The organism is Streptomyces sp. NPDC057682 (assembly GCF_042799575.1).
Classification (GTDB): Bacteria; Actinomycetota; Actinomycetes; order Streptomycetales; family Streptomycetaceae; genus Streptomyces.
Map to the genome: position 1 here is coordinate 19,422 of NZ_JBHVIN010000033.1, position 17,632 is coordinate 37,053.

22 protein-coding genes and 1 tRNA gene are annotated in these 17,632 nt (G+C 68.2%); 16 read left to right on the forward strand and 7 right to left on the reverse strand.

Annotation, left to right across the window (positions count from 1 at the left end):
* Positions 1-24: 24 nt before the first annotated feature.
* Positions 25-912 (forward strand): serine protein kinase RIO, encoded by an 888-nt coding sequence (locus ACFVDM_RS37650; RefSeq protein WP_383651207.1) that lies wholly within the window; start codon positions 25-27, stop codon positions 910-912.
* 154 nt (positions 913-1,066) lie between these two features.
* On the opposite strand, the gene ACFVDM_RS37655 is transcribed toward ACFVDM_RS37650, so the two are convergent.
* The 3 genes from ACFVDM_RS37655 to ACFVDM_RS37665 all read right to left on the reverse strand — a co-directional run bounded on the left by ACFVDM_RS37655 (position 1,067) and on the right by ACFVDM_RS37665 (position 4,651).
* The gene (locus ACFVDM_RS37655; protein WP_383651208.1) at positions 1,067-1,483 is read right to left on the reverse strand and encodes a YeeE/YedE thiosulfate transporter family protein; all 417 of its coding nucleotides are present in this window, start codon (positions 1,481-1,483) and stop codon (positions 1,067-1,069) included.
* Positions 1,483-2,115 (reverse strand): YeeE/YedE family protein, encoded by a 633-nt coding sequence (locus ACFVDM_RS37660; RefSeq protein WP_383651209.1) that lies wholly within the window; start codon positions 2,113-2,115, stop codon positions 1,483-1,485. The genes ACFVDM_RS37655 and ACFVDM_RS37660 overlap by 1 nt, the downstream gene beginning before the upstream one ends.
* Before the next feature lie 1,201 nt (positions 2,116-3,316).
* Positions 3,317-4,651, reverse strand: a complete 1,335-nt coding sequence (locus tag ACFVDM_RS37665) for a restriction endonuclease (protein WP_383651210.1) — start codon at positions 4,649-4,651, stop codon at positions 3,317-3,319.
* A 295-nt stretch (positions 4,652-4,946) separates the two neighbouring features.
* On the opposite strand from ACFVDM_RS37665, the gene ACFVDM_RS37670 reads away from it, so the two are divergent.
* Positions 4,947-6,098 (forward strand): ImmA/IrrE family metallo-endopeptidase, encoded by a 1,152-nt coding sequence (locus ACFVDM_RS37670; protein WP_383651211.1) that lies wholly within the window; start codon positions 4,947-4,949, stop codon positions 6,096-6,098.
* Positions 6,095-6,643 carry a hypothetical protein gene (locus ACFVDM_RS37675; protein ID WP_383651212.1) on the forward strand — a complete coding sequence of 183 codons (549 nt, stop codon included), beginning with the start codon at positions 6,095-6,097 and terminating at the stop codon, positions 6,641-6,643. The genes ACFVDM_RS37670 and ACFVDM_RS37675 overlap by 4 nt, the downstream gene beginning before the upstream one ends.
* 465 nt (positions 6,644-7,108) lie before the next feature.
* Here ACFVDM_RS37675 and ACFVDM_RS37680 read toward each other — a convergent pair whose 3' ends face one another.
* Positions 7,109-7,618: a GNAT family N-acetyltransferase gene (locus ACFVDM_RS37680; RefSeq protein ID WP_383651213.1), complete on the reverse strand. Its 510-nt coding sequence runs from the start codon at positions 7,616-7,618 to the stop codon at positions 7,109-7,111.
* Positions 7,619-7,640: 22 nt separating this feature from the next.
* Positions 7,641-8,414, reverse strand: a complete 774-nt coding sequence (locus ACFVDM_RS37685) for a GntR family transcriptional regulator (RefSeq protein WP_383651214.1) — start codon at positions 8,412-8,414, stop codon at positions 7,641-7,643.
* Between the two features lie 141 nt (positions 8,415-8,555).
* On the opposite strand from ACFVDM_RS37685, the gene ACFVDM_RS37690 reads away from it, so the two are divergent.
* The 12 genes from ACFVDM_RS37690 to xerC all read left to right on the forward strand — a co-directional run bounded on the left by ACFVDM_RS37690 (position 8,556) and on the right by xerC (position 15,792).
* The gene (locus tag ACFVDM_RS37690; protein WP_032785370.1) at positions 8,556-8,888 is read left to right on the forward strand and encodes a hypothetical protein; all 333 of its coding nucleotides are present in this window, start codon (positions 8,556-8,558) and stop codon (positions 8,886-8,888) included.
* 2 nt (positions 8,889-8,890) lie between these two features.
* Positions 8,891-10,240 carry an FtsK/SpoIIIE domain-containing protein gene (locus ACFVDM_RS37695; protein ID WP_383651215.1) on the forward strand — a complete coding sequence of 450 codons (1,350 nt, stop codon included), beginning with the start codon at positions 8,891-8,893 and terminating at the stop codon, positions 10,238-10,240.
* Between the two features lie 87 nt (positions 10,241-10,327).
* A complete protein-coding gene (locus tag ACFVDM_RS37700) occupies positions 10,328-10,513 on the forward strand; it encodes a hypothetical protein (protein WP_383651216.1) in 186 nt (61 codons plus the stop codon).
* Between the two features lie 79 nt (positions 10,514-10,592).
* Complete coding sequence (locus tag ACFVDM_RS37705; RefSeq protein ID WP_383651217.1) at positions 10,593-11,270, forward strand: DUF2637 domain-containing protein; 678 nt, start codon at positions 10,593-10,595, stop codon at positions 11,268-11,270.
* Between the two features lie 20 nt (positions 11,271-11,290).
* On the forward strand, positions 11,291-11,479 hold the full coding sequence (locus ACFVDM_RS37710; protein WP_030854941.1) for a mobile element transfer protein: 189 nt from the start codon (positions 11,291-11,293) through the stop codon (positions 11,477-11,479).
* A gap of 15 nt (positions 11,480-11,494) precedes the next feature.
* Complete coding sequence (locus tag ACFVDM_RS37715; RefSeq protein WP_383651218.1) at positions 11,495-11,827, forward strand: SpdD protein; 333 nt, start codon at positions 11,495-11,497, stop codon at positions 11,825-11,827.
* A gap of 91 nt (positions 11,828-11,918) precedes the next feature.
* Positions 11,919-12,104, forward strand: a complete 186-nt coding sequence (locus ACFVDM_RS37720; RefSeq protein ID WP_383651219.1) for a hypothetical protein — start codon at positions 11,919-11,921, stop codon at positions 12,102-12,104.
* Positions 12,105-12,109: 5 nt separating this feature from the next.
* The gene (locus ACFVDM_RS37725) at positions 12,110-12,304 is read left to right on the forward strand and encodes a hypothetical protein (protein WP_032784957.1); all 195 of its coding nucleotides are present in this window, start codon (positions 12,110-12,112) and stop codon (positions 12,302-12,304) included.
* Between the two features lie 5 nt (positions 12,305-12,309).
* Positions 12,310-12,996 (forward strand): DNA methylase, encoded by a 687-nt coding sequence (locus ACFVDM_RS37730; RefSeq protein WP_383651220.1) that lies wholly within the window; start codon positions 12,310-12,312, stop codon positions 12,994-12,996.
* Entirely contained in the window at positions 12,993-14,393 is a 1,401-nt protein-coding gene (gene repSA / locus ACFVDM_RS37735) for a replication initiator protein RepSA (protein WP_383651221.1), read from the forward strand. The genes ACFVDM_RS37730 and repSA overlap by 4 nt, the downstream gene beginning before the upstream one ends.
* Positions 14,387-14,608 carry a helix-turn-helix domain-containing protein gene (locus ACFVDM_RS37740; protein WP_042496582.1) on the forward strand — a complete coding sequence of 74 codons (222 nt, stop codon included), beginning with the start codon at positions 14,387-14,389 and terminating at the stop codon, positions 14,606-14,608. The genes repSA and ACFVDM_RS37740 overlap by 7 nt, the downstream gene beginning before the upstream one ends.
* A complete protein-coding gene (gene xerC / locus ACFVDM_RS37745; RefSeq protein WP_383651222.1) occupies positions 14,605-15,792 on the forward strand; it encodes a tyrosine recombinase XerC in 1,188 nt (395 codons plus the stop codon). The genes ACFVDM_RS37740 and xerC overlap by 4 nt, the downstream gene beginning before the upstream one ends.
* Before the next feature lie 77 nt (positions 15,793-15,869).
* Here the strand turns inward: xerC and ACFVDM_RS37750 are convergent.
* Positions 15,870-15,943: transfer RNA gene (locus tag ACFVDM_RS37750), tRNA-Pro, on the reverse strand.
* 105 nt (positions 15,944-16,048) lie between these two features.
* Complete coding sequence (locus ACFVDM_RS37755; RefSeq protein ID WP_383651223.1) at positions 16,049-16,990, reverse strand: metallophosphoesterase; 942 nt, start codon at positions 16,988-16,990, stop codon at positions 16,049-16,051.
* 79 nt (positions 16,991-17,069) lie between these two features.
* On the opposite strand from ACFVDM_RS37755, the gene ACFVDM_RS37760 reads away from it, so the two are divergent.
* Positions 17,070-17,534 carry a GatB/YqeY domain-containing protein gene (locus ACFVDM_RS37760; RefSeq protein WP_383651224.1) on the forward strand — a complete coding sequence of 155 codons (465 nt, stop codon included), beginning with the start codon at positions 17,070-17,072 and terminating at the stop codon, positions 17,532-17,534.
* Positions 17,535-17,632 lie beyond the last annotated feature (98 nt).

The following is a 17,632-nucleotide window of genomic DNA, read 5'->3' on the forward strand; positions in this document are numbered from 1 at the left end:
CTTCTTTCTCCAGGAGCACATCAGATGTCTTCCGACGTCTTCCGTACCTTCAGCACCACCGACACTGACCACCCCTTCTCCGACGACGCCTTCGCCTTCCGGTTCGACGCCGTCCAGGAACGGCTCGGCGCCGATCAGCGCTGGTCGACCTGGCTCGACGTGGAACGCGGTTCGCGCGGCCCGGAGCCCCGCCCCGACTGGGTCGTGACCGAACAGGCCGCGATCGACACGGAACTGGGCATTCTCAAGACCGGCAAGGAAGCCGACGTCTTCCTGCTCGAACGAGCCGTGGATCGCATCGGCGACAACCCCGCGCGCCATTCCCTCCTGGCGGCCAAGCGCTACCGGACCGAGGAGCACCGCTCCTTCCACCGCAGCGCGTCGTACGTCGAGGGCCGCCGTACGCAGAACAGCCGCGACAGCCGCGCCCTGGCCAAGAAGACCGCGCACGGCAGGAGCGTCGCGGCCGCGCAGTGGGCCTACGCGGAGTGGGAAGCGCTCTGCCGGCTCTGGCAGGCGGGCGTTCCGGTTCCCTACCCCGTACAGGTGGACGGCACCGAGCTGTTGATGGAGTTCATCGACGACGGCGACGGCGGTGCCGCCCCGAGGCTCGCCCAGGTCCGGCCCGAGCACGCCCTGCTCGCGTCCTACTTCGACCAGCTCCGCGACGGCATGCGCGAGCTGGCCCGAGCGGGCCTCGCCCACGGCGACCTCTCCCCGTACAACGTGCTGGCCCAGGGCGACCGGCTCGTGATGATCGACCTGCCCCAGGTGGTCGACATCATCGGCAATCCGCAGGGCATGGACTTCCTCATGCGGGACTGCCACAACATGTGTACCTGGTTCACCAAACGAGGTCTGGAGACCGACGAGGACGAGCTCTTCGCGGACCTCCTGGCGATGGTTTTCTGAGCCCGCGACGCTCGGCCCGGCCGGGGCGCGGTTCTCCGAAGGGGCACGGATACGTCGCCGTGGTCCGGACGCAACGGTTCCGGACCACGGCGGCGGTCATGTGGGGAGTGCCGGGGGAGGACGTGCTCGGCGCGACCCGCCGGACGACCCTTACCTACAGGCCGCAGGAGCCCCGGTCCACGTGGAAGTGGCGTCCGTTGGCCCAGCGGCACAGCCGCATGCCGACCATGACCCCGACGATGGTGATCAGCGCGGGCAGGTATCCGCCGGCCACCTGGACGAGCGGGATCGCCGGGCAGCCGCCGGAGAGCGCCCAGCCCGTGCCGAACATCACCGCCCCGGGGACGACGCCGCCGTGGATACGGGTCCTGACGCGCTGCGGCCGCATCAGGGCGAACGCGACCACGAGGATTCCGACCGCGCCCGCGAAGGAGTAGAACATCCGCAGGTCCTGGAAGGTGAACATGCGGTTCAGCTCGGCGTAGTCGCCGAAGCCGATCCTGAAGACGGTGTAGCCGAAGGCCAGCCCGGTGATGATGCTGGCCAGCAGAACCGCGCCCCTCGTGCGCATCAGATCACCTTCCACAACAGGAACGAGACGCCGACGGCGGTCCCGAAGAACACGGCGGTCGCGACCAGGCTGACCGGCTGCAGACGCCCGCAGCCGTTGAGCCCGTGCCCCGAACTGCACCCGCCGGCCAACCGTGTGCCGAAGCCGACCAGCACGCCTCCGACGAAGAGGACCGCGGTCATGACGACCGGGTTCGCGGTGACCACGTCCCGGAATCCGGGGCCCATGTCGAGACGCGGATGGAACTGTCCCGTGGTGAGCGCGGCGATCAGACCGCCGACGAAGATCGACACCAACAGGGCGGCATGCGTGAACAGCGGCGCGGGGGTCCGTTCCGGCATCGGTGCTTCCTGCTGCACCGTCGGCCCCGTCACGGACGGAGGCGGCGGAGCCACAGGCCCGGCCGGTCCGGTGCCGAAGTGTTCGGCCGTCGCCGCGGCCAGCGCCGCGGTGAGCGCCTTCTCGTCGGCGAACTCCTCGTCCATCCGCTCCAGCCGGCGCTCCCTGCGCCAGTGCAGCACCCGGTCCCACGCGGACGACACCCCGAAGGAACGGTCCGTCGTGAGCGCGTAGTTGACCGTGACCAGGGCGAGCCCCGCGGCACCCGCCCACCAGGGCCAGTAGCCACTCATGCGGGTCCTCCCATCCACGCGGTGAGCCGAGCCCACCAGCCACGCTTCGGTCGGGCGTCGTGCCGGTGATCATGAGGAGACGCCGGCACCCCGTGGCGCGACACCGCGGCGGGCTCGTACGGCCGGCCGCCGTAGGGCTGACCACCGTATTGCTGGTCGCCGTACGACTGATCCCCGTACGACTGACCGCCGTACGACTGCCCCCCGTACGGATCCGGCTGGGCCTGCTGTGCGTGGTGCGTCTGGTGTGCCCATTGCGTCTGTTGTGCCTGTTGTGCCTGCGAAGTATCCGGGTACGGCTGCTGCGGTACGGCGGTGCCGCCCGCGCCCACTCCCGTGTCCGCCTGCGTGCTTTCCAGGTGGTGCGCCTGGGCCCCATTGGGCAGCAGACTGATCGGCACCCGTTCGCCCGTGAGCGACATCCGGTAGCGCGCACAGCTCTGCCACTGATCCGCGCTGTCGCAGTAGTAGTCGCGCCACCCTTGCAGACTCTCCCTGAGATAAGGGAAAAGGGGGCATCCTGCTGCGTGCGAGCAACTCACGTTGCTCCCTTCTGACCGGCGCACGCCGCCTTCCGCTGAGGACGGCTGCCGTTCTCGGTCTCTTGCCCTGCAACGTTCGAATGGTCGAGGTCACAGGCGCGGCCATGGCCTGTCGCAGTGCGGAGCAGGGGCTTCCCGCCTCGACCGGGCGTGATGCAACCACTGATCCGGTACGCCGGGCAACTCCGTGCGACGGCCCCGGCCGACGCTCCGTACCGGGCGCGGAATAGTACGCAATATCGGCCACAGGGGGCTCATAAAGGTCACGCGCGCACCGTCGGACGTGGTGGTCGAGCGGTGCCCTTGTGGCGGCCCTGTGAAATCAGGCATCGTCGGCGGGGGAATCCCGCGTTCATCTGTGATGAAACCGTTGGCATGGGCGACCCGCCGTGACGTCGCGCGAGGCGCTGGGGCCACCGTCCCCGGAAACCACTCAGGGGCCTGATCCGATTTCTCGGATCAGGCCCCTGACCTGGTCTTACGGCTGTCGGGGTGGCGGGATTTGAACCCACGACCTCTTCGTCCCGAAGCAACTTGGGGGAGTGCTCGACCTGGGGCTAAGTATCCTCTAAGCTGGTCTTATCATCCCTCGGCGTCCGGGCTCGTCCACAGTTGGCTGCCTGCGTTGTCACGCAGTTGGACACTCACCAAGTGGTGGGCTATTCGAGCAGAATCTCTTCTGGGCGCCGGTTCGTCACCGCGGTCTCTCGCTGACTAATGACGTGCTCGATGCATGCCATAAGGTCTCCGCCGTGGTCATCCCGGGCCATGCTCCTGAGCTCGCGGGTGAGCTCAGAACCATTGATCAAGACGATCGGGTATTGGTCTTCAACCATCTCGGTCTGCGCTGGCACTGAGTACGCCCCAGTTGTGACGTACACGCCGATCCAGCCGCGGCGGAGTCGGGCCACGACACGCGCGATCTGCTCCGCAGTGACGAGACTGTCGAGCTTGACGCACTTCGCCTGCCCAAGGACGACAAGGCTCGTGCCAGCCAGCCCACTGCCGATGTCGAGCCGGCCTACGAAGTCGGCCCCTCCGTCCCCTGAGCGCCGGGTCAGCCACCCTTCGACGTAGTTGTTCCCTGCCCCACGCAGCACACGTGCTGCAACTGCGGAGGCGACTGCCTCGAAGTCGTGCTTACGACCGTCGAAGTGTTTGTAAATCAGGTCCAGGTCCTTGGCCTCAGCGGTTCCTGGCGCGGGGCGCTGTTCGATCACCTTGGTCACCTTGGCGCGGGCGACTCGCCGGCGGAGTTTGGGCAAGGCTGAGTGCCCGTGCTTGACCCATTCACGCCATGCTAGCGGGGCGAGTTCCAACGTCTGCTTGTCGGACAGGGTCTTGTCCCTGCGGGAGTCAATCCACGCCCAGGCAACTGTTTCGTCCTCAGCAGTGAGGTCGATGAGAGCTATGTCGTATACGTAGTTCGTGAAAGTCGTGTGGTCGCGACCGCCCCACTGAACCAGACGCTCTGACCGTTCGATCACACCCACCCCACAGAACTCAACGTGCCCTTTGTCCTTTCCGTTGCGTTTCACTGCACGGAACAACAGCAGGGGTACGGCTGCTGCTCGCTCCTCCGGAGTGTGCCCCTGGTGCCCAGCAAAGGCATCTAGCAGGGCCGCGTTGCCCGTGGTCCTACCCGGCTCGACCGTAGTGGTGGCCTTGTGATCACCGAAGTAGCGAACATGCCCGTTGTCCATGTCGAACACGTCATGCCAAGGTGTCTGCTCGGAGCCGGCCTTCCAAGGGCTTGACCGGATGAGAATCACTGGCCGGCGCTGGCCATCGTCTGTCCGGATCTTGGCCATGCCGTTGATTCCAGCCTCCAGCAGGGCACGGGCTCGTTCCGGCGAGTGGGTCACGTGGTGGAAGTTGGGATACCCCCCGATCGTGGTTGGCTTCGGGTCCTTGCCGGTCGCATAGCGAAAGACCTGCCCCACACGCAACTGACCACCCACGTGAACCCCTGACACAGAACTCGCCTGACTCATCCCTCAGACCGTAGTAGCTGGCGCTGACAAGCCAGCAGGGCTGATCGGGGCCTACAGCTTTCTGTGCGGCTCTGACCAGCAAAAACGTACGGGATCCTCTCTCGATGCCTGGGATTCTTCGAGGCTCGCGGCGCTCACCGGCCGGGTTGGGGTTCCTGACGAGAGGGCTGCCCATTGCGACACCAGCCGGGGAAAGTCGAAGGTTTACTGCACAGCAACGAAATTGGTCCGATTTATGCCGTTTCGGGCTGTGATCCACATTGCGATTGTCGCAACGCGTCGCTACGGTGTAGTCATGAACCCTGCCCTGATCGAACGTGTACGCGAAGTCATCGGCAGAGCTGGTCAAACACAGGCGGCGCAGGCCGAGCGGCTTGGGATGACTCCCGACAAACTCTGCAAGTCCTTGGGTGGCGTGCGTCGCTTCACTTCTCTTGAGCTCGCCCTCCTGGCAGAAGCTGCCGGCACTACGGTTGACTGGCTCCTCAGCGGACGTCGGCCGCGCGCTGCCGTAAATGTGGCTGCTCGCCTAAATGGGCAGGGTGAAGGCACGCAGGCTGATGCGCAAGGTGTTCTTGCGCTCTATGGGAATCTCATCGATGCCTTGGAGCGCCTCGGGCACAGTTTGCCCAAGCCTCCAGAGCCCCTCCGTGCAGTGGACGCCTCTCTCAGGGCTGCTGAACAGGGCGAAGAGTTGGCCCGGGTGGCGCTCGCGTCCCTGAGTTGCTCTCCGCGGTCGCTTGGAAACGAGGAGTTCGCGGCTGAATGTGAAGAGGCATACGGTATTCAGATTGCTTCCACGAAGCTTCCTGACGGCCTCGATGGTGTCGCGTGGGCGCCGAAAGAGTTCCGACTAATCGTCGTGACGAGCACAGCAAAGTGGACGCGTCAGCGGTTTACTTTGGCGCATGAGCTTGGTCATATTTTGGCAGGCGACGCCGAAGAGGCTGTTGCCGAGCAGGTGTCTCCTGGTCGTTCCAGGTCCCTGCAAGAAGTGCGCGCCAATTCCTTCGCTGCTGCGTTCCTCATGCCGCGGGATGAAATCGCGGAGGATGCGCGGGACGGCATGGACGCATGGGAGATTAGCAAGCTCGCTTGGAAGTACAAGGTTTCTCCCAGTGCCATGGCGACTCGGCTGAAGGCGCTGGGCTTGATCAATGCTGAGCAACGCGCGGAGACCCTAAAGATCACGACTCGTGAAGCCGCGCAGGCAGCAGGTGAGCTTGCAGACCACCTCAAGAGCGCTAAAGCGGCCGAGCAGGGCTGGCCACCGGACAAGATCAGCTACCTGGCGGCTCGGGCCTATCTCCAGGGAGATATGAGCGTGAGGCCGCTCGCTTCGCTGTGGGAAGTGGACCCTGACACCCTTCTCGACGTGCTCGAACCTTCAGAAGAGGTGGCGAGTGAGCCAACTACCGCAGAAACAGGGCTAGTCTTTACTCCATGACGCTGCTGCGGTCCTTCTGGTTTCCCGACAACACGGTGCTGTGCAACTTTGCCTGCGTTGATCGAATAGCGCTCCTTGAGGCGATACTCAACGGTCGTGGCCGCTGGACTGCCGCAGTCGCATACGAAGCCAAGAATTCGGCACGCATCGCCCACCGCCCGCTGCAGGCGCTCATCGATGCTGGCACGTTGGGGGAGCCCATCGAGATCGATGATGATGAGGCGGCAGAGGTCGAAACTGCGAGGGTGGCATTCGGCGGTATGCCGGAGCTTCCCCTTAAGCACTTGGGGGAAGCGGAAACGCTTCATTTGATTCAGACTCGGCAGGAGTTCAAAGGGGTTTCGACCTGGATCAGCGATGACAGGATCACTCTGAGTTACGCCAAGCGTAAGGGGATCAGCGTCATGGACACCACGGACCTCATGGCTTACGGCTGCTCGATGGGTGATGTGCGTCCCGGGGAAGCGTTTGACCTCCTCTGTCGCATGGTGGATGAGGGGCAAAGCGTTCGCCTTCCAGGATCTGCGCATGACCTGAGTCGCTAGCTTGCTGGCACCCGTGTCTTACCCACCACTCACCCCGGCTCCCATCCCGTCCGCCTTCGACCCACACTCCGTGGAGCGGGCGTGGTTCAGGGCGTCAAGGTGGAGCGCGCCACTGTACGAACGACCTTGACGCCCTGGGCCGCGACTGCTCGGCTCTGCCTGGGTCGAAGGTGGTCGGGATGGGAGCCCCACGACGCTCGCCCCGCTCCGGCCGGCACTCGCGAACGGTGCCCCGTCCATCCCGGAGTCTGAGCGCCCCCGCCGGAGGCATCGTCGTGAAGAAGCGGGCTTGGTTCTCGGCTCATGCCCCTCGGGCCTACACAGCGGGCGCGCGTCGGCGGCGGCAGCGCCGAGCGGGCCGAAGGCAGGAGCGCGGGCGCAGCCAGAGCCGGGAAGCGCGCCCGGCGGAGCGGAGCGCAGCCGGGTGCCTTGATGAGGTAGAGAAACCTGTAACAGCTCTCGTCGTCAGGCGGGTGCCACGAAGCAGACGGCGTCGACCTGCTTGCCTCCGAAGGTGTGGACGGCCTCACCGATGCGTTGCCAGCCGAGGCGTTCATAGAGGCGGATCGCGGCTGCGTCCTTCGTCAAGACCTCCAGCACCAAGCGCAGGTGCCTCTCTCGGGCGTAGGCCGTAGCGGCTTCCATGAGGAGTTTGCCGACGGACGCCTTTCGTGCCTGACGCGCCACGAAGAGTCGGGCCAGGACCCCGATGTGGGAGTCGTCGTCACCGCTCTCTTCCCTCCAGAGCCGAGCTACCTCTTCCCCCGGCTGCGGGCTGTTGATGGCGACATGCCCCACCACATGTCCATCGAGCTCCGCGACCCATGCCGCCAGAAGTCCTTCCGGAGACAGCCAAGCTTCTGGGTCCTTCACCCCTTCGACTGGGTATCCGTCTGATTCGTGTACGGCGGTGAGAACCGTTGCCGCCTCCGCAAGGTCACGTGACTCACGCGGGCGAACTGTGGCTGCTGACATGCGTTTCCCCCTCCAGTGCGGTCTACTCAACCGGCAGTTCGTAGAGCAGTCCTGTTTGGTCGGCTCGGTGTACGTACCTGGACACTTCGAACGGCTGCAAGTCCTGATCAAGGCTGGTGTGGAGCACCTCCAAAACCGGCACGCCTGGCAGCAATTGGAGGAACCGGGCTTCCTCCGGCGTCGGCATCCGCGCGCTGATCTCGTCACGGACCCGCGTCATGACGTGACCTAGGTCCTCAAGCCGCCCGTAGATTCCGTCTTTGCCGGTTTTCGGCTGCATGAGCAAGGTGCCCTGCGCCTCATCCCACCGGAGGTACGTCGAGACGATCTGAACGGGTTCGTCGTCGGCGAAGTAGTGGTTTTCCCGGTGCACGACGCTCTGTTCGGCCGAGGCCACACCGAGGCGCTCCGCCACGTCAAGCGGCGGCGTCTCGCGCTCGATGTACAGCACGTCGATCCTGGGCATCTTCCCTTGGCGCTGTGCCTCCAGCCGGAACGGGGTAAGCCCGGTCTCCCGGTTCTTGATTGAGTACCGATCGCTCCCGAATCTGAACAGCTTCTGCGGCTCGCGGACGAACACCCCCCGTCCGTGCTTGGCGGTCACGAGACCTTGCTCCGCGAGCAGCCGCACAGCCTCGCGCGCCGTGTTGCGAGCGGCCCCGTACTCCTCGGCCAAGGCGCGCTCCGAAGGCAACTTCTCACCGGCCGGGATCTCTCCGTCGCGGATCCGCCGGCGTAGTTCTTCCGCGATGCGTCTGCTTGCTGGCTGCTGAATAGAGGGCTCGGACGGGGTCATGGCAACAGCGTAGCAACTGGCTCAAGCCAGAAGCTTGACGGCGCTTCCCGTGACGTGCTCAACTGGCTTAAGCCAGTAAGTGGCTCAAGCCAGTTGGGGCTGGCGCTTCTCGTGCTGCCCCACGCGATGAGGGAGACGCTCATGCCGTCCTTCAAGATCGATGTTTCGACCGCTGTCGTGTTCGTGGCGACGCCTCCGACGCCGAAGCTCGTGAGTAAGCAGACCGGTGAGATCGCGATGGACCGGGAGACCGGTGCTCCGCTCGCGACGGTGGGTCTGCTGGTCGCGGACGAGGGTGAGGGCAACCTGTACCAGGTGACCGTGCCGAACACGGGCGTTCCCGAGAACCTGGCCCCCGGCACCCCGGTCACGGTCGTCGGGCTCAAGGCCCGCGACTGGGAGAACACCTTCAACGGCCAGACCCGGCACGGGATCAGCTTCCGCGCGGTGGCTGTGACCCCGCTGGGGGCCTGATCATGTCGGACCTGTCCACGGTGATCGAGGTGGCGGGGGCCTTATCGGCCGCCGGCGGCCTCGGCTACGCGAAGGCCCGCTCCCCTCGGGTGTTCTGGTCGCTGGTCGGTGCCCCGGTCGCCCGGGTGCGGTTCGCGGTGACGTACCGGGCGACGATGGATGTGTGCGGGCTGACGGTCCAGCCGTCCCGCCTGCGGGCGTTCATGGTCCGCAACGTCGCCCGCCAGGAGGTCCAGCCCGTTCCCCCGCAGGTCCGCCGGGTCCGCTACTCCTCGACCGGCATGCGGGCGACCCTTCGCCTTCCCGCCGGTTTGGAGCCTGCCGACGTGTCCGCCGCCTCCGAACGGCTCCGCCACGCCTGGGGCGTCCACTCCGTCCACGTGGTCGAGGTCAAGCCGGGGTTCGTGGAACTGCGGATGACCGGGTACGACGTGCTGCGCCGGGTGAAGATGCCCCGCCGACTGCCCCGCAACACTGCCGCCGGCCCGCTGGTCGTCCCGGTCGCTCTGCGGGAAGACGGTTCGGCGTTCGTCCGGGATTACCAGAAGGTCCCGCACGCCCTGACGGTCGGTGCGAACCAGTCGGGCAAGTCGATGTATCAGCGCAACCTCATCTCCGGCCTCGCCAAGCTCCCGGTCGGCCTGATCGGGATCGACTGCAAACGAGGGGTGGAACAGCGCGGCTACGCACCCCGCCTCTCCGCTCTGGCGATCACCCCGGACGAGGCTGACGGCCTACTGGAAGCCCTCATCGGTGAGATGGAGGAGCGCTTCGACCTTCTCAGCTCGCACGGTGTGCCGGACATGTGGGGCCTGCCGGCGAAGGTGCGCCCGGTGCCGTTGGTCGTCCTGGTCGACGAGGTTGCCGAGCTGTTCCTCGTGGCCGCGAAGAAGGACGAGGAGCGGCGGGACCGGATGGTGATGCGGATGATCCGGCTCGCGCAGATGGCCCGCGCGGTCGGGATCTTCCTGGAGGTCTGTGGGCAGCGTTTCGGCTCCGATCTCGGCAAGGGCGCGACCGCTCTGCGGGCTCAGCTCACCGGGCGTGTGGTGCACCGGGTCAACGACAAGCAGACCGCCGAAATGGCCCTCGGGGACATCGCCCCCGAAGCGGTCTTCGCCGCCACCACCATCCCGCCGGACCGTCCCGGGGTCGCGGTGGCCGGGGACTCCTCCGGCGGCTGGTCCCGCATCCGCACCCCCGCCATGACCCCCGCCCAAGCCGTGGCCATCTGCCACGAGTTCGCGCACCTCACCCCGCACCTCGCCGCTCTGGCACCCTTCCGGCCAGCCGTCTCCGCCGCCCCGGCCCCGGGCTCCCCGCTCCTCAAGCCCCGCCCGGCAACCAGCTAACACCCCTCCCTGCAACTCCAGTTGGCGTGACTGTCTCGCGCCAGGTCCCTACCCCGCCCATGCCCGGAACCGGAAGGAACCACCGCCATGGCCACCAAACGGACCACCAAGCCCCCGAAGAACACCCCGCCCGAGCCGGTCGTGTGCTCGCCGTGCGACGGGTCCGGGATGGTCGCCGCCACGGTCCGCGTCGGCCGCAAGCGCCGCCCGGTCGGCCAGCAGGACGGCCTCTGCCTCAACTGCCTCGGCTCCGGCACCGACCCCAACGCCTGACCACCCCCGAGCTCCGGTGCCCGGCGGCGGCCCGGTCCCCGCCCGGCACCGGCCCACCCCTGAAAGGAGGTGACCCCCCGTGTCCCGCATCCGTATCGACGCCGTACTCATCCAAGCCGTGATCGCCGGCGCCCTGTCCTTCGCGCACCTGCACGACCTGGCCGAAGCGGCCGGGCAGGACGGCTGGAAAGCCTGGGCCTACCCGGTCAGCGTCGACCTGCTCCTCGTCGCGGCCTGGCGGCGCATGCGCACCACCGCCGACAACCGCGCCGCCTGGGCCTGGTTCGTCATCGCCCTGGCCGCGTCCCTCGGTGCGAACGTCGCCACCGCCGGACTCCTCGACCTGGGCGACGTTCCGGCCTGGCTGCGCATCCTCGTCGCCGGCTGGCCCGCCCTCGCCTTCCTCGGCGGCACTCTCCTCGTCCACGCCCCCACCACCGCGCCCGACGAACCGGACCCCGTCCCGGCTGCCGCACCCCCGGCTGCCCCGGCCGCCGAACCGGTCCCGGACGTGACGGTGGAACGGGCTCCCGACCCGGCACCCGAACTCCCGCCGGCACCGGCTGCCGAGTCCGCCCCTGCGCCTGTTTCGGCGCTCGCCCCGGCGGCGGTTCCTCCGGCGCTGCTCGACCACGCCCGGAAGTTGGCCGACGCCCACCAGACCGCGACCGGGGTCCGGATCGACGCGGCCACCCTGCGCGCCCGCCTCGGCGTCCCCGTACCCCTCGCCGACGCCATCACCGCCCAACTCGAGTAACCCGCAAGGAGGTTCACGTCATGCCGCGTCCGAACCGCTTCACGAACGTGGTCCGCTTCGGCCCCGTTCAGGTCGGCACCTACTACGACGGCCGGGGCCGCACCAAGCACGTCGCCGCCTGCACCGCCCCCGGCTGCGACTTCTCCGCCGACTACCACGGCCGCGCCGCCGCCGAACTCGCCGCCCGCACCCACCGCTGCAACCCCTGACAGGAGGCCCTACTCGTGTTCACCCCGAAGATCCCGCCCCCGGACACCGCACCCACCCCCGGCACGTCCCTGGTCCCGCCGCTCACCGGCCTCGTGCACCCGCCGGCCTGCACCTGCCACCAGACCCCGACCGCCCCGGCCCCGATTCCGGCTGCTCCGCCCGCCCGGCCGGCTGTGCGGTTCACCCCGGGTTCGCTGCTCGTCGCCGCCGCCGGGGGCACCGCCGTGGTCCTGGTCGTCGGCACGGTCCTGGTCTCGATGCTCCTGGCGACCGCGATCACCGCCGCCTCGGTCGCCGTGTGCGCCGTGGTCCTGCGCTCGCTGCTCAACAGCCCGAACAACCGCTGACAGCCCCCGGGGCGGCTTCCACCGCCAAGTTTCCGCCGCCCCGGGTGCCCACCACTTCCAGATCCAACGGACCCGAAAGGGAGATCCCATCATGCCCCAGCACACCCCGCCCCGGCCGATCTGCGGCCACTGCGACGGCTTCCCCACCGTCACCATCACCACCGGCACCCGCACCCCCGACGGGCAGCGCGAGACCATCACCGCGCACTGCCCCGCCTGCCACGGCACCGGCCACACCACCACCCCCGCCCGCGCCCACAGCCGGATCGGGGCGTGAGGGCCGTGGCCGACCTGACTCCCACGCCGGACCGTCCCGGTCTCCACGTCAGCAAGCCGTCCCCGAACGTCCCGGCGACCGGGTCGGCGGTCTGCCACTGCGGAGCCTCCGCCACCGCCACGGGTGACACGCAGGTGCGTGCCCTGGTCGAGGGCTACGCCGCGAACCACGGTGCCGCTCACAACCGGACGGGACGGTGACCGCCATGCGCCGGGTCCTGGATCTCTTCTCCTGCGCCGGCGGGGCCGGTTGGGGCTACCACCTCGCCGGTTTCCAGGTCGACGGCTGCGACCTTGCCGACCGCCCGAACTACCCCTTCGCCTACCACCGGGGCGACGCCCTCGAATACGTCGACCACCTCACCACCACGGGCGACATCGAGCGGTACACCCTCGTGCACGCCTCGCCGCCCTGCCAGGCCGGCTGCGCCCTCACCATCGGCACCAACACCTCCCAGGGCTGGGGCGGTGACCATCGCGATCTGGTGGCTCCCACCCGCGAACTGCTGGAACGAACCGGGCTCCCGTATGTGATCGAGCAGCCCAACGGCCGGGCCGCCATCCGTAAGGACCTCACCCTGTGCGGCGAGATGTTCGGCCTCGGGGTCCTGCGGCACCGGAACTTCGAACTCGGCCGCTGGGCCACCGCAAGGCCGGCCCACCCGCGACACCGAGGGTACGTGCGCGGTCATCGCCACGGTGTCCGCCGGGACGGCCCCTACGTCGCCGCCTACGGCAAGGGCGGCGGCAAAGCCACCGTGCCCGAGATGCAGACCGCTATGGGCATCACCTGGACCGATGTCCACGAAGAACTCACCGAGGCGATCCCGCCCGCCTACACCCGATGGATCGGCGCCGCCTTCTCCACCGCACGGCAGGAGGTGTTGGTGTGAACGACACCGCCACCACGGCGGGCCTGGACCCGACCACCCTGGGCGATCTGCTCCGGGTGGTCGGGTCTCCCGGCTTCGACCGCCTCACCGAACAACTCCGCCGCACCGGAGGCTGCTCCCAGCCCATCCACCTCACCGGAGCCACCAAGACCATCGACCGCACCACCGGCACCCTGCTGCACCACTACTCGACGGACACCGAGCCCGGGGGCCGGTTACGGATCGCCTGCGGCAACCGCCGCGCCTCCCGCTGCCCCGCCTGCGCCTGGACCTACGCCGGCGACACCTACCACCTCATCCGCGCCGGACTCACCGGCGACCCCGACAAAGGCACCCCCACCACCATCCGCGACCACCCCCGCGTCTTCGCCACCCTCACCGCCCCCTCCTTCGGCCCCGTCCACAACCGGCCCGGCAACCGGCCCTGCCGCTGCGGCACCAGGCACCCCGAGGACGCACCGGAGCTGGGCACGCCGCTCGACCCGGACACCTACGACTACGCGGGGGCGGTGCTGTGGAACAACCACGCCTCCGACCTCTGGCGCTACTTCACGATCTACCTCCGCCGCGAAATCGCCCGCCGAGCCGGCCTCACCCAGAAAGCCGCCCGCGAACAGTCCAAGGTGTCCTTCGGGAAGGTCGCGGAGTATCAGAAGCGCGGGGCCGTGCACTTCCACGCGGTGATCCGCTTCGACGGACCCGAAGGGCCGGACACCCCGCCTCCGGCATGGGCCACCCTCGATCTGTTGGACGATGCGATCCGTGCCGCCGCTGCCCGGGTTGAGGTCCTCGCGCCGGCCAATCCGGAAGCCGGGATCCATGAGGGATGGACGCTGCGGTGGGGCGCGCAGATCGACGTGCAGCCGATCGGCGCGTTCGGCAACGGTGAGGATCTGACCGAACAGGCGGTGGCCTCGTACGTCGCCAAGTACGCCACCAAGGCGGCCGAGACGACCGGCACCGTTGACCACCGGGTCGGCAACAAGGAAGCCCTGGTGCTGCTCGACGTGCCCGAGCACCCCCGGCGGCTGATCGAGGCGTGCCTCGACCTGCACCACGCCTACCCGGAACGCAAGCTCCGCGACTGGGCCCACATGCTCGGCTTCCGGGGCCACTTCTCCACCAAGTCCCGCGCTTACTCGACCACCCTCGGGGCCCTTCGCCAGGTCCGGGCCGACTACCGCGCCGCCGAACAACGCGCCGCCCTCGGCCTCCCCGACCCCGACGACCACCCCGAAGCCACCACGCTCACGCTCGCGCACTGGACCTACGCCGGCAACGGCCACACCCCCGGCGAATCCTGGCTCGCCGCCAACATCCACCGCGACATCCGACACAACCGCGAAACCGCCCGCGAACACCGCGCCGAACTGCTGAGCGCCGAGGAGGAATGGTGACCGTACTCGACATTGGGGGACCGGCGATCCCTCCGGCCCTGTACCGCGTTCCCGACGCTGTGAGGGTGCTGGGGCTGAGCCGAAGCGTCGTCTACGACTTGATCCGTGCTGGTCGTCTCCGGACCGTCAAGGAAGGGCGGACCCGCCTCGTTCCGGCTTCCGCCATCACTGACTACGTTGCGCTCCTGGAGCGGGAAGCTGGGGCTGAGCAGTGACTAAGCGGCGTAGTCGTGGTGACGGTGGGCTGCACTGGGATGAGAAGCGGCAACGATGGATTGCTACGGCCAGCCTCGGCTATGACCCCAGCGGCAAGCGGATCGTGAAGCGGGCGAGCGGCACGACTAAGACCGCGGCCAAGGCCAAGCTGAAAGAGGTGCTGCGGGACTTCGAGGATGGCCTTGCCATCGCGCCAACGGGCTACACCGTCAGGGACGCGGTGACGGATTGGCTTGCGTACGGCCTCTCAGGCCGCGACAAGTCGACCGTCGAGACGAACACGACCCTCTGCAACACCCACGTGATCCCTTCCCTGGGCGCCCGGAAGCTCCGAGACCTGAGCGCTGATGACGTCGACAGGTGGCTTGCGGACAAGGCCAAGGTGCTCAGCACGCGATCGCTGGAAGCCATCCGCTCGTGCCTCAACCGTGCGGTCAAGCGAGCCATGGCCCGGGACAAGGTGAAGCGCAACGTCGTTGAGCTGTGCTCGGTCCCCGCCGGCCGTCCTGGTCGGCCGTCCAAGTCGCTCACGCTCAAGCAGGCACACGCCGTGCTCGTGGCTGCCGAGGACTCACCGCTCTACGCGTACGTCGTGGTCTCGCTCCTCACCGGTGGCCGTACCGAGGAGATGCGTCCGTTGTGCTGGGATCATGTCGACCTCGACGGAGATCCGACCGTTACTCCGGAGATCCCGCCGCACATCGCCGTTTGGCGCTCGGTCCGCAGCTCAGGCGACACCAAGACGAGGAAGTCCCGCCGTACGCTCGCACTGCCGGGTCGGGCTGTTGACGCACTCAAAATCCAGCGTGAGCGTCAGGGCTGGCAGCGTGTCGCGGCTGGTGATCAGTGGCAGGAATCGGGGCTCGTCTTCACTTCGGCGGTCGGCACCGAGCTGGACGCGGCGAACGTCCGGCGAGAGTTCCGCAAGGTCCTGGCCGGGGCCGCGCAGATGCCGGGCGTCGACCTCAAGCCCCACGAGTGGACCACCCGGGAAACCCGGACGTCGTTCGTCTCGATCCTGTCCGACCGAGGCATCCCGCTCGAAGAGATCTCCCGGTTGGTGGGCCACTCCAGTACAGCCGTCACGGAGGAGGTCTACCGGAAGCAGATCCGCCCGGTGATCCAGACCGGCGCGACGGCCATGGATGGCATCTTCGGCACTCCTGCGCCTCCGGAGCGGTAGTCACGCAGATAGACACGCACAACGTCAGAGGGCCGGTACTGAAATCAGTACCGGCCCTCTGACCTGCTGCTTAGCTGTCGGGGTGGCGGGATTTGAACCCACGACCTCTTCGTCCCGAACGAAGCGCGCTGCCAAGCTGCGCTACACCCCGATCGTCGCTGGTCTCCCGGCGACATCGATTACTTTAGCCCACCCGCGCCCGGAGACGAAATCCGCTTTTCGCTGCTGGGGCGGGAGGGCCCGGTGGCGGTCGGGGTCAGGCGTCGCGGGCCGTGAGGGTGAGGAGGGTCGCTTCCGGGGGGCAGGCGAAGCGGACCGGGGTGTAGCGGTTGGTGCCGCAGCCGGCGGAGACGTGGAGGTAGGCGCGGCGGCCGTCGGCCGTGTGGGTGGAGAGGCCCTTGACACGGTCGGTGTCGAGGTCGCAGTTGGTGACCAGGGCGCCGTAGAAGGGGATGCAGAGCTGGCCGCCGTGGGTGTGACCGGCCAGGACCAGGGGGTAACCGTCCGAGGTGAAGGCGTCGAGCGAGCGGAGATAGGGGGCGTGGACGACGCCGATCGAGAGGTCGGCGTCCGATTCGGGGCCGCCGGACACCTCGGCGTACCGGTCGCGCTTGATGTGCGGGTCGTCGAGCCCGGTGAAGGCCAGGTCCAGGCCCTCCACCTTGAGCCGGCCGCGGGTGTTGGAGAGGTTGAGCCAGCCCACCTCGTCGAAGGCGTCGCGCATCGGCTCCCACGGGTTGTGGACGACGCCGACCGCGGGGGCGTTCCCGTTGAGGCCGTGCTTGCCGGCCGCCTTCTCGACGAGGTAGCGGGCGGGGTTGCGGAGCTTCGGCCCGTAGTAGTCGTTGGAGCCGAACACGTACACCCCGGGGAACTCCATCAGCGGTCCCAGCGCGTCCAGCAGCTCCGGGACGGCCTCCGGGTCGGAGAGGTTGTCGCCGGTGTTCACGACGAAGTCGGGGCGCAGCCCGGCCAGGGACTGCAGCCAGGAGCGCTTCTTGCGCTGGCCGGAGACCATGTGGATGTCGGAGACCTGCAGCACGCGCAACGGGCGTGTCCCGGGCGGGAGTACGGGGACGGCGACCCGTCGGAGGCGGAACGAGCGGGCCTCGAATCCGGCCGCGTAGGCGAGGCCGAGGGCGCCGGCCGCGGCGGTGACCGCCGTGATTTTGAGGGGGACTCCGTAGCGTGCGCGCATGCGCCCATCGTCGCAGACGGGGGGTGCCCGCGGGAAAACCGGCGGGCGTCGGGCGCACCGCACCTGCCACAATCACTGCATGACCACGCTCAAGTCCAAGCTGCAGGAAGACCTCACGGCGGCCATCAGGGCGCGCGACGAGCTGACCTCGTCCACGCTCCGGCTGACGCTCACCGCCATCACCAAGGAGGAGGTCGGCGGCAAGACGTCGCGCGAACTCTCCGACGACGAGGTGCAGAAGGTGATCGCCAAGGAGGCGAAGAAGCGCCGCGAGGCGGCCGAGGCCTTCGCCCAGGGCGGCCGGGCCGAGCAGGCCGAGCGGGAGAAGAAGGAGGGTGCGCTGCTCGACACGTACCTTCCGCAGCAGCTGAGCGACGAGGAGCTGTCGGCGATCGTGGCGTCCGCCGTCGAGGAGGCGAAGGCCGCCGGTGCCGAGGGGCCACGCGCGATGGGCGCCGTCATGAAGCTCGTGGGTCCGAAGGTCGCGGGGCGGGCCGAGGGCGGCCGGGTGGCCGCCGCGGTGAAGAGGCTTCTCGCGGGCTGAGTCCGCGCGTACGACGAAGGGGGCGTCCCACCGGCCGGTGGGACGCCCCCTTCGTCGTACCCGTACGCGCGGGGCCCGGTCCGGGACCCGTCTGGCCC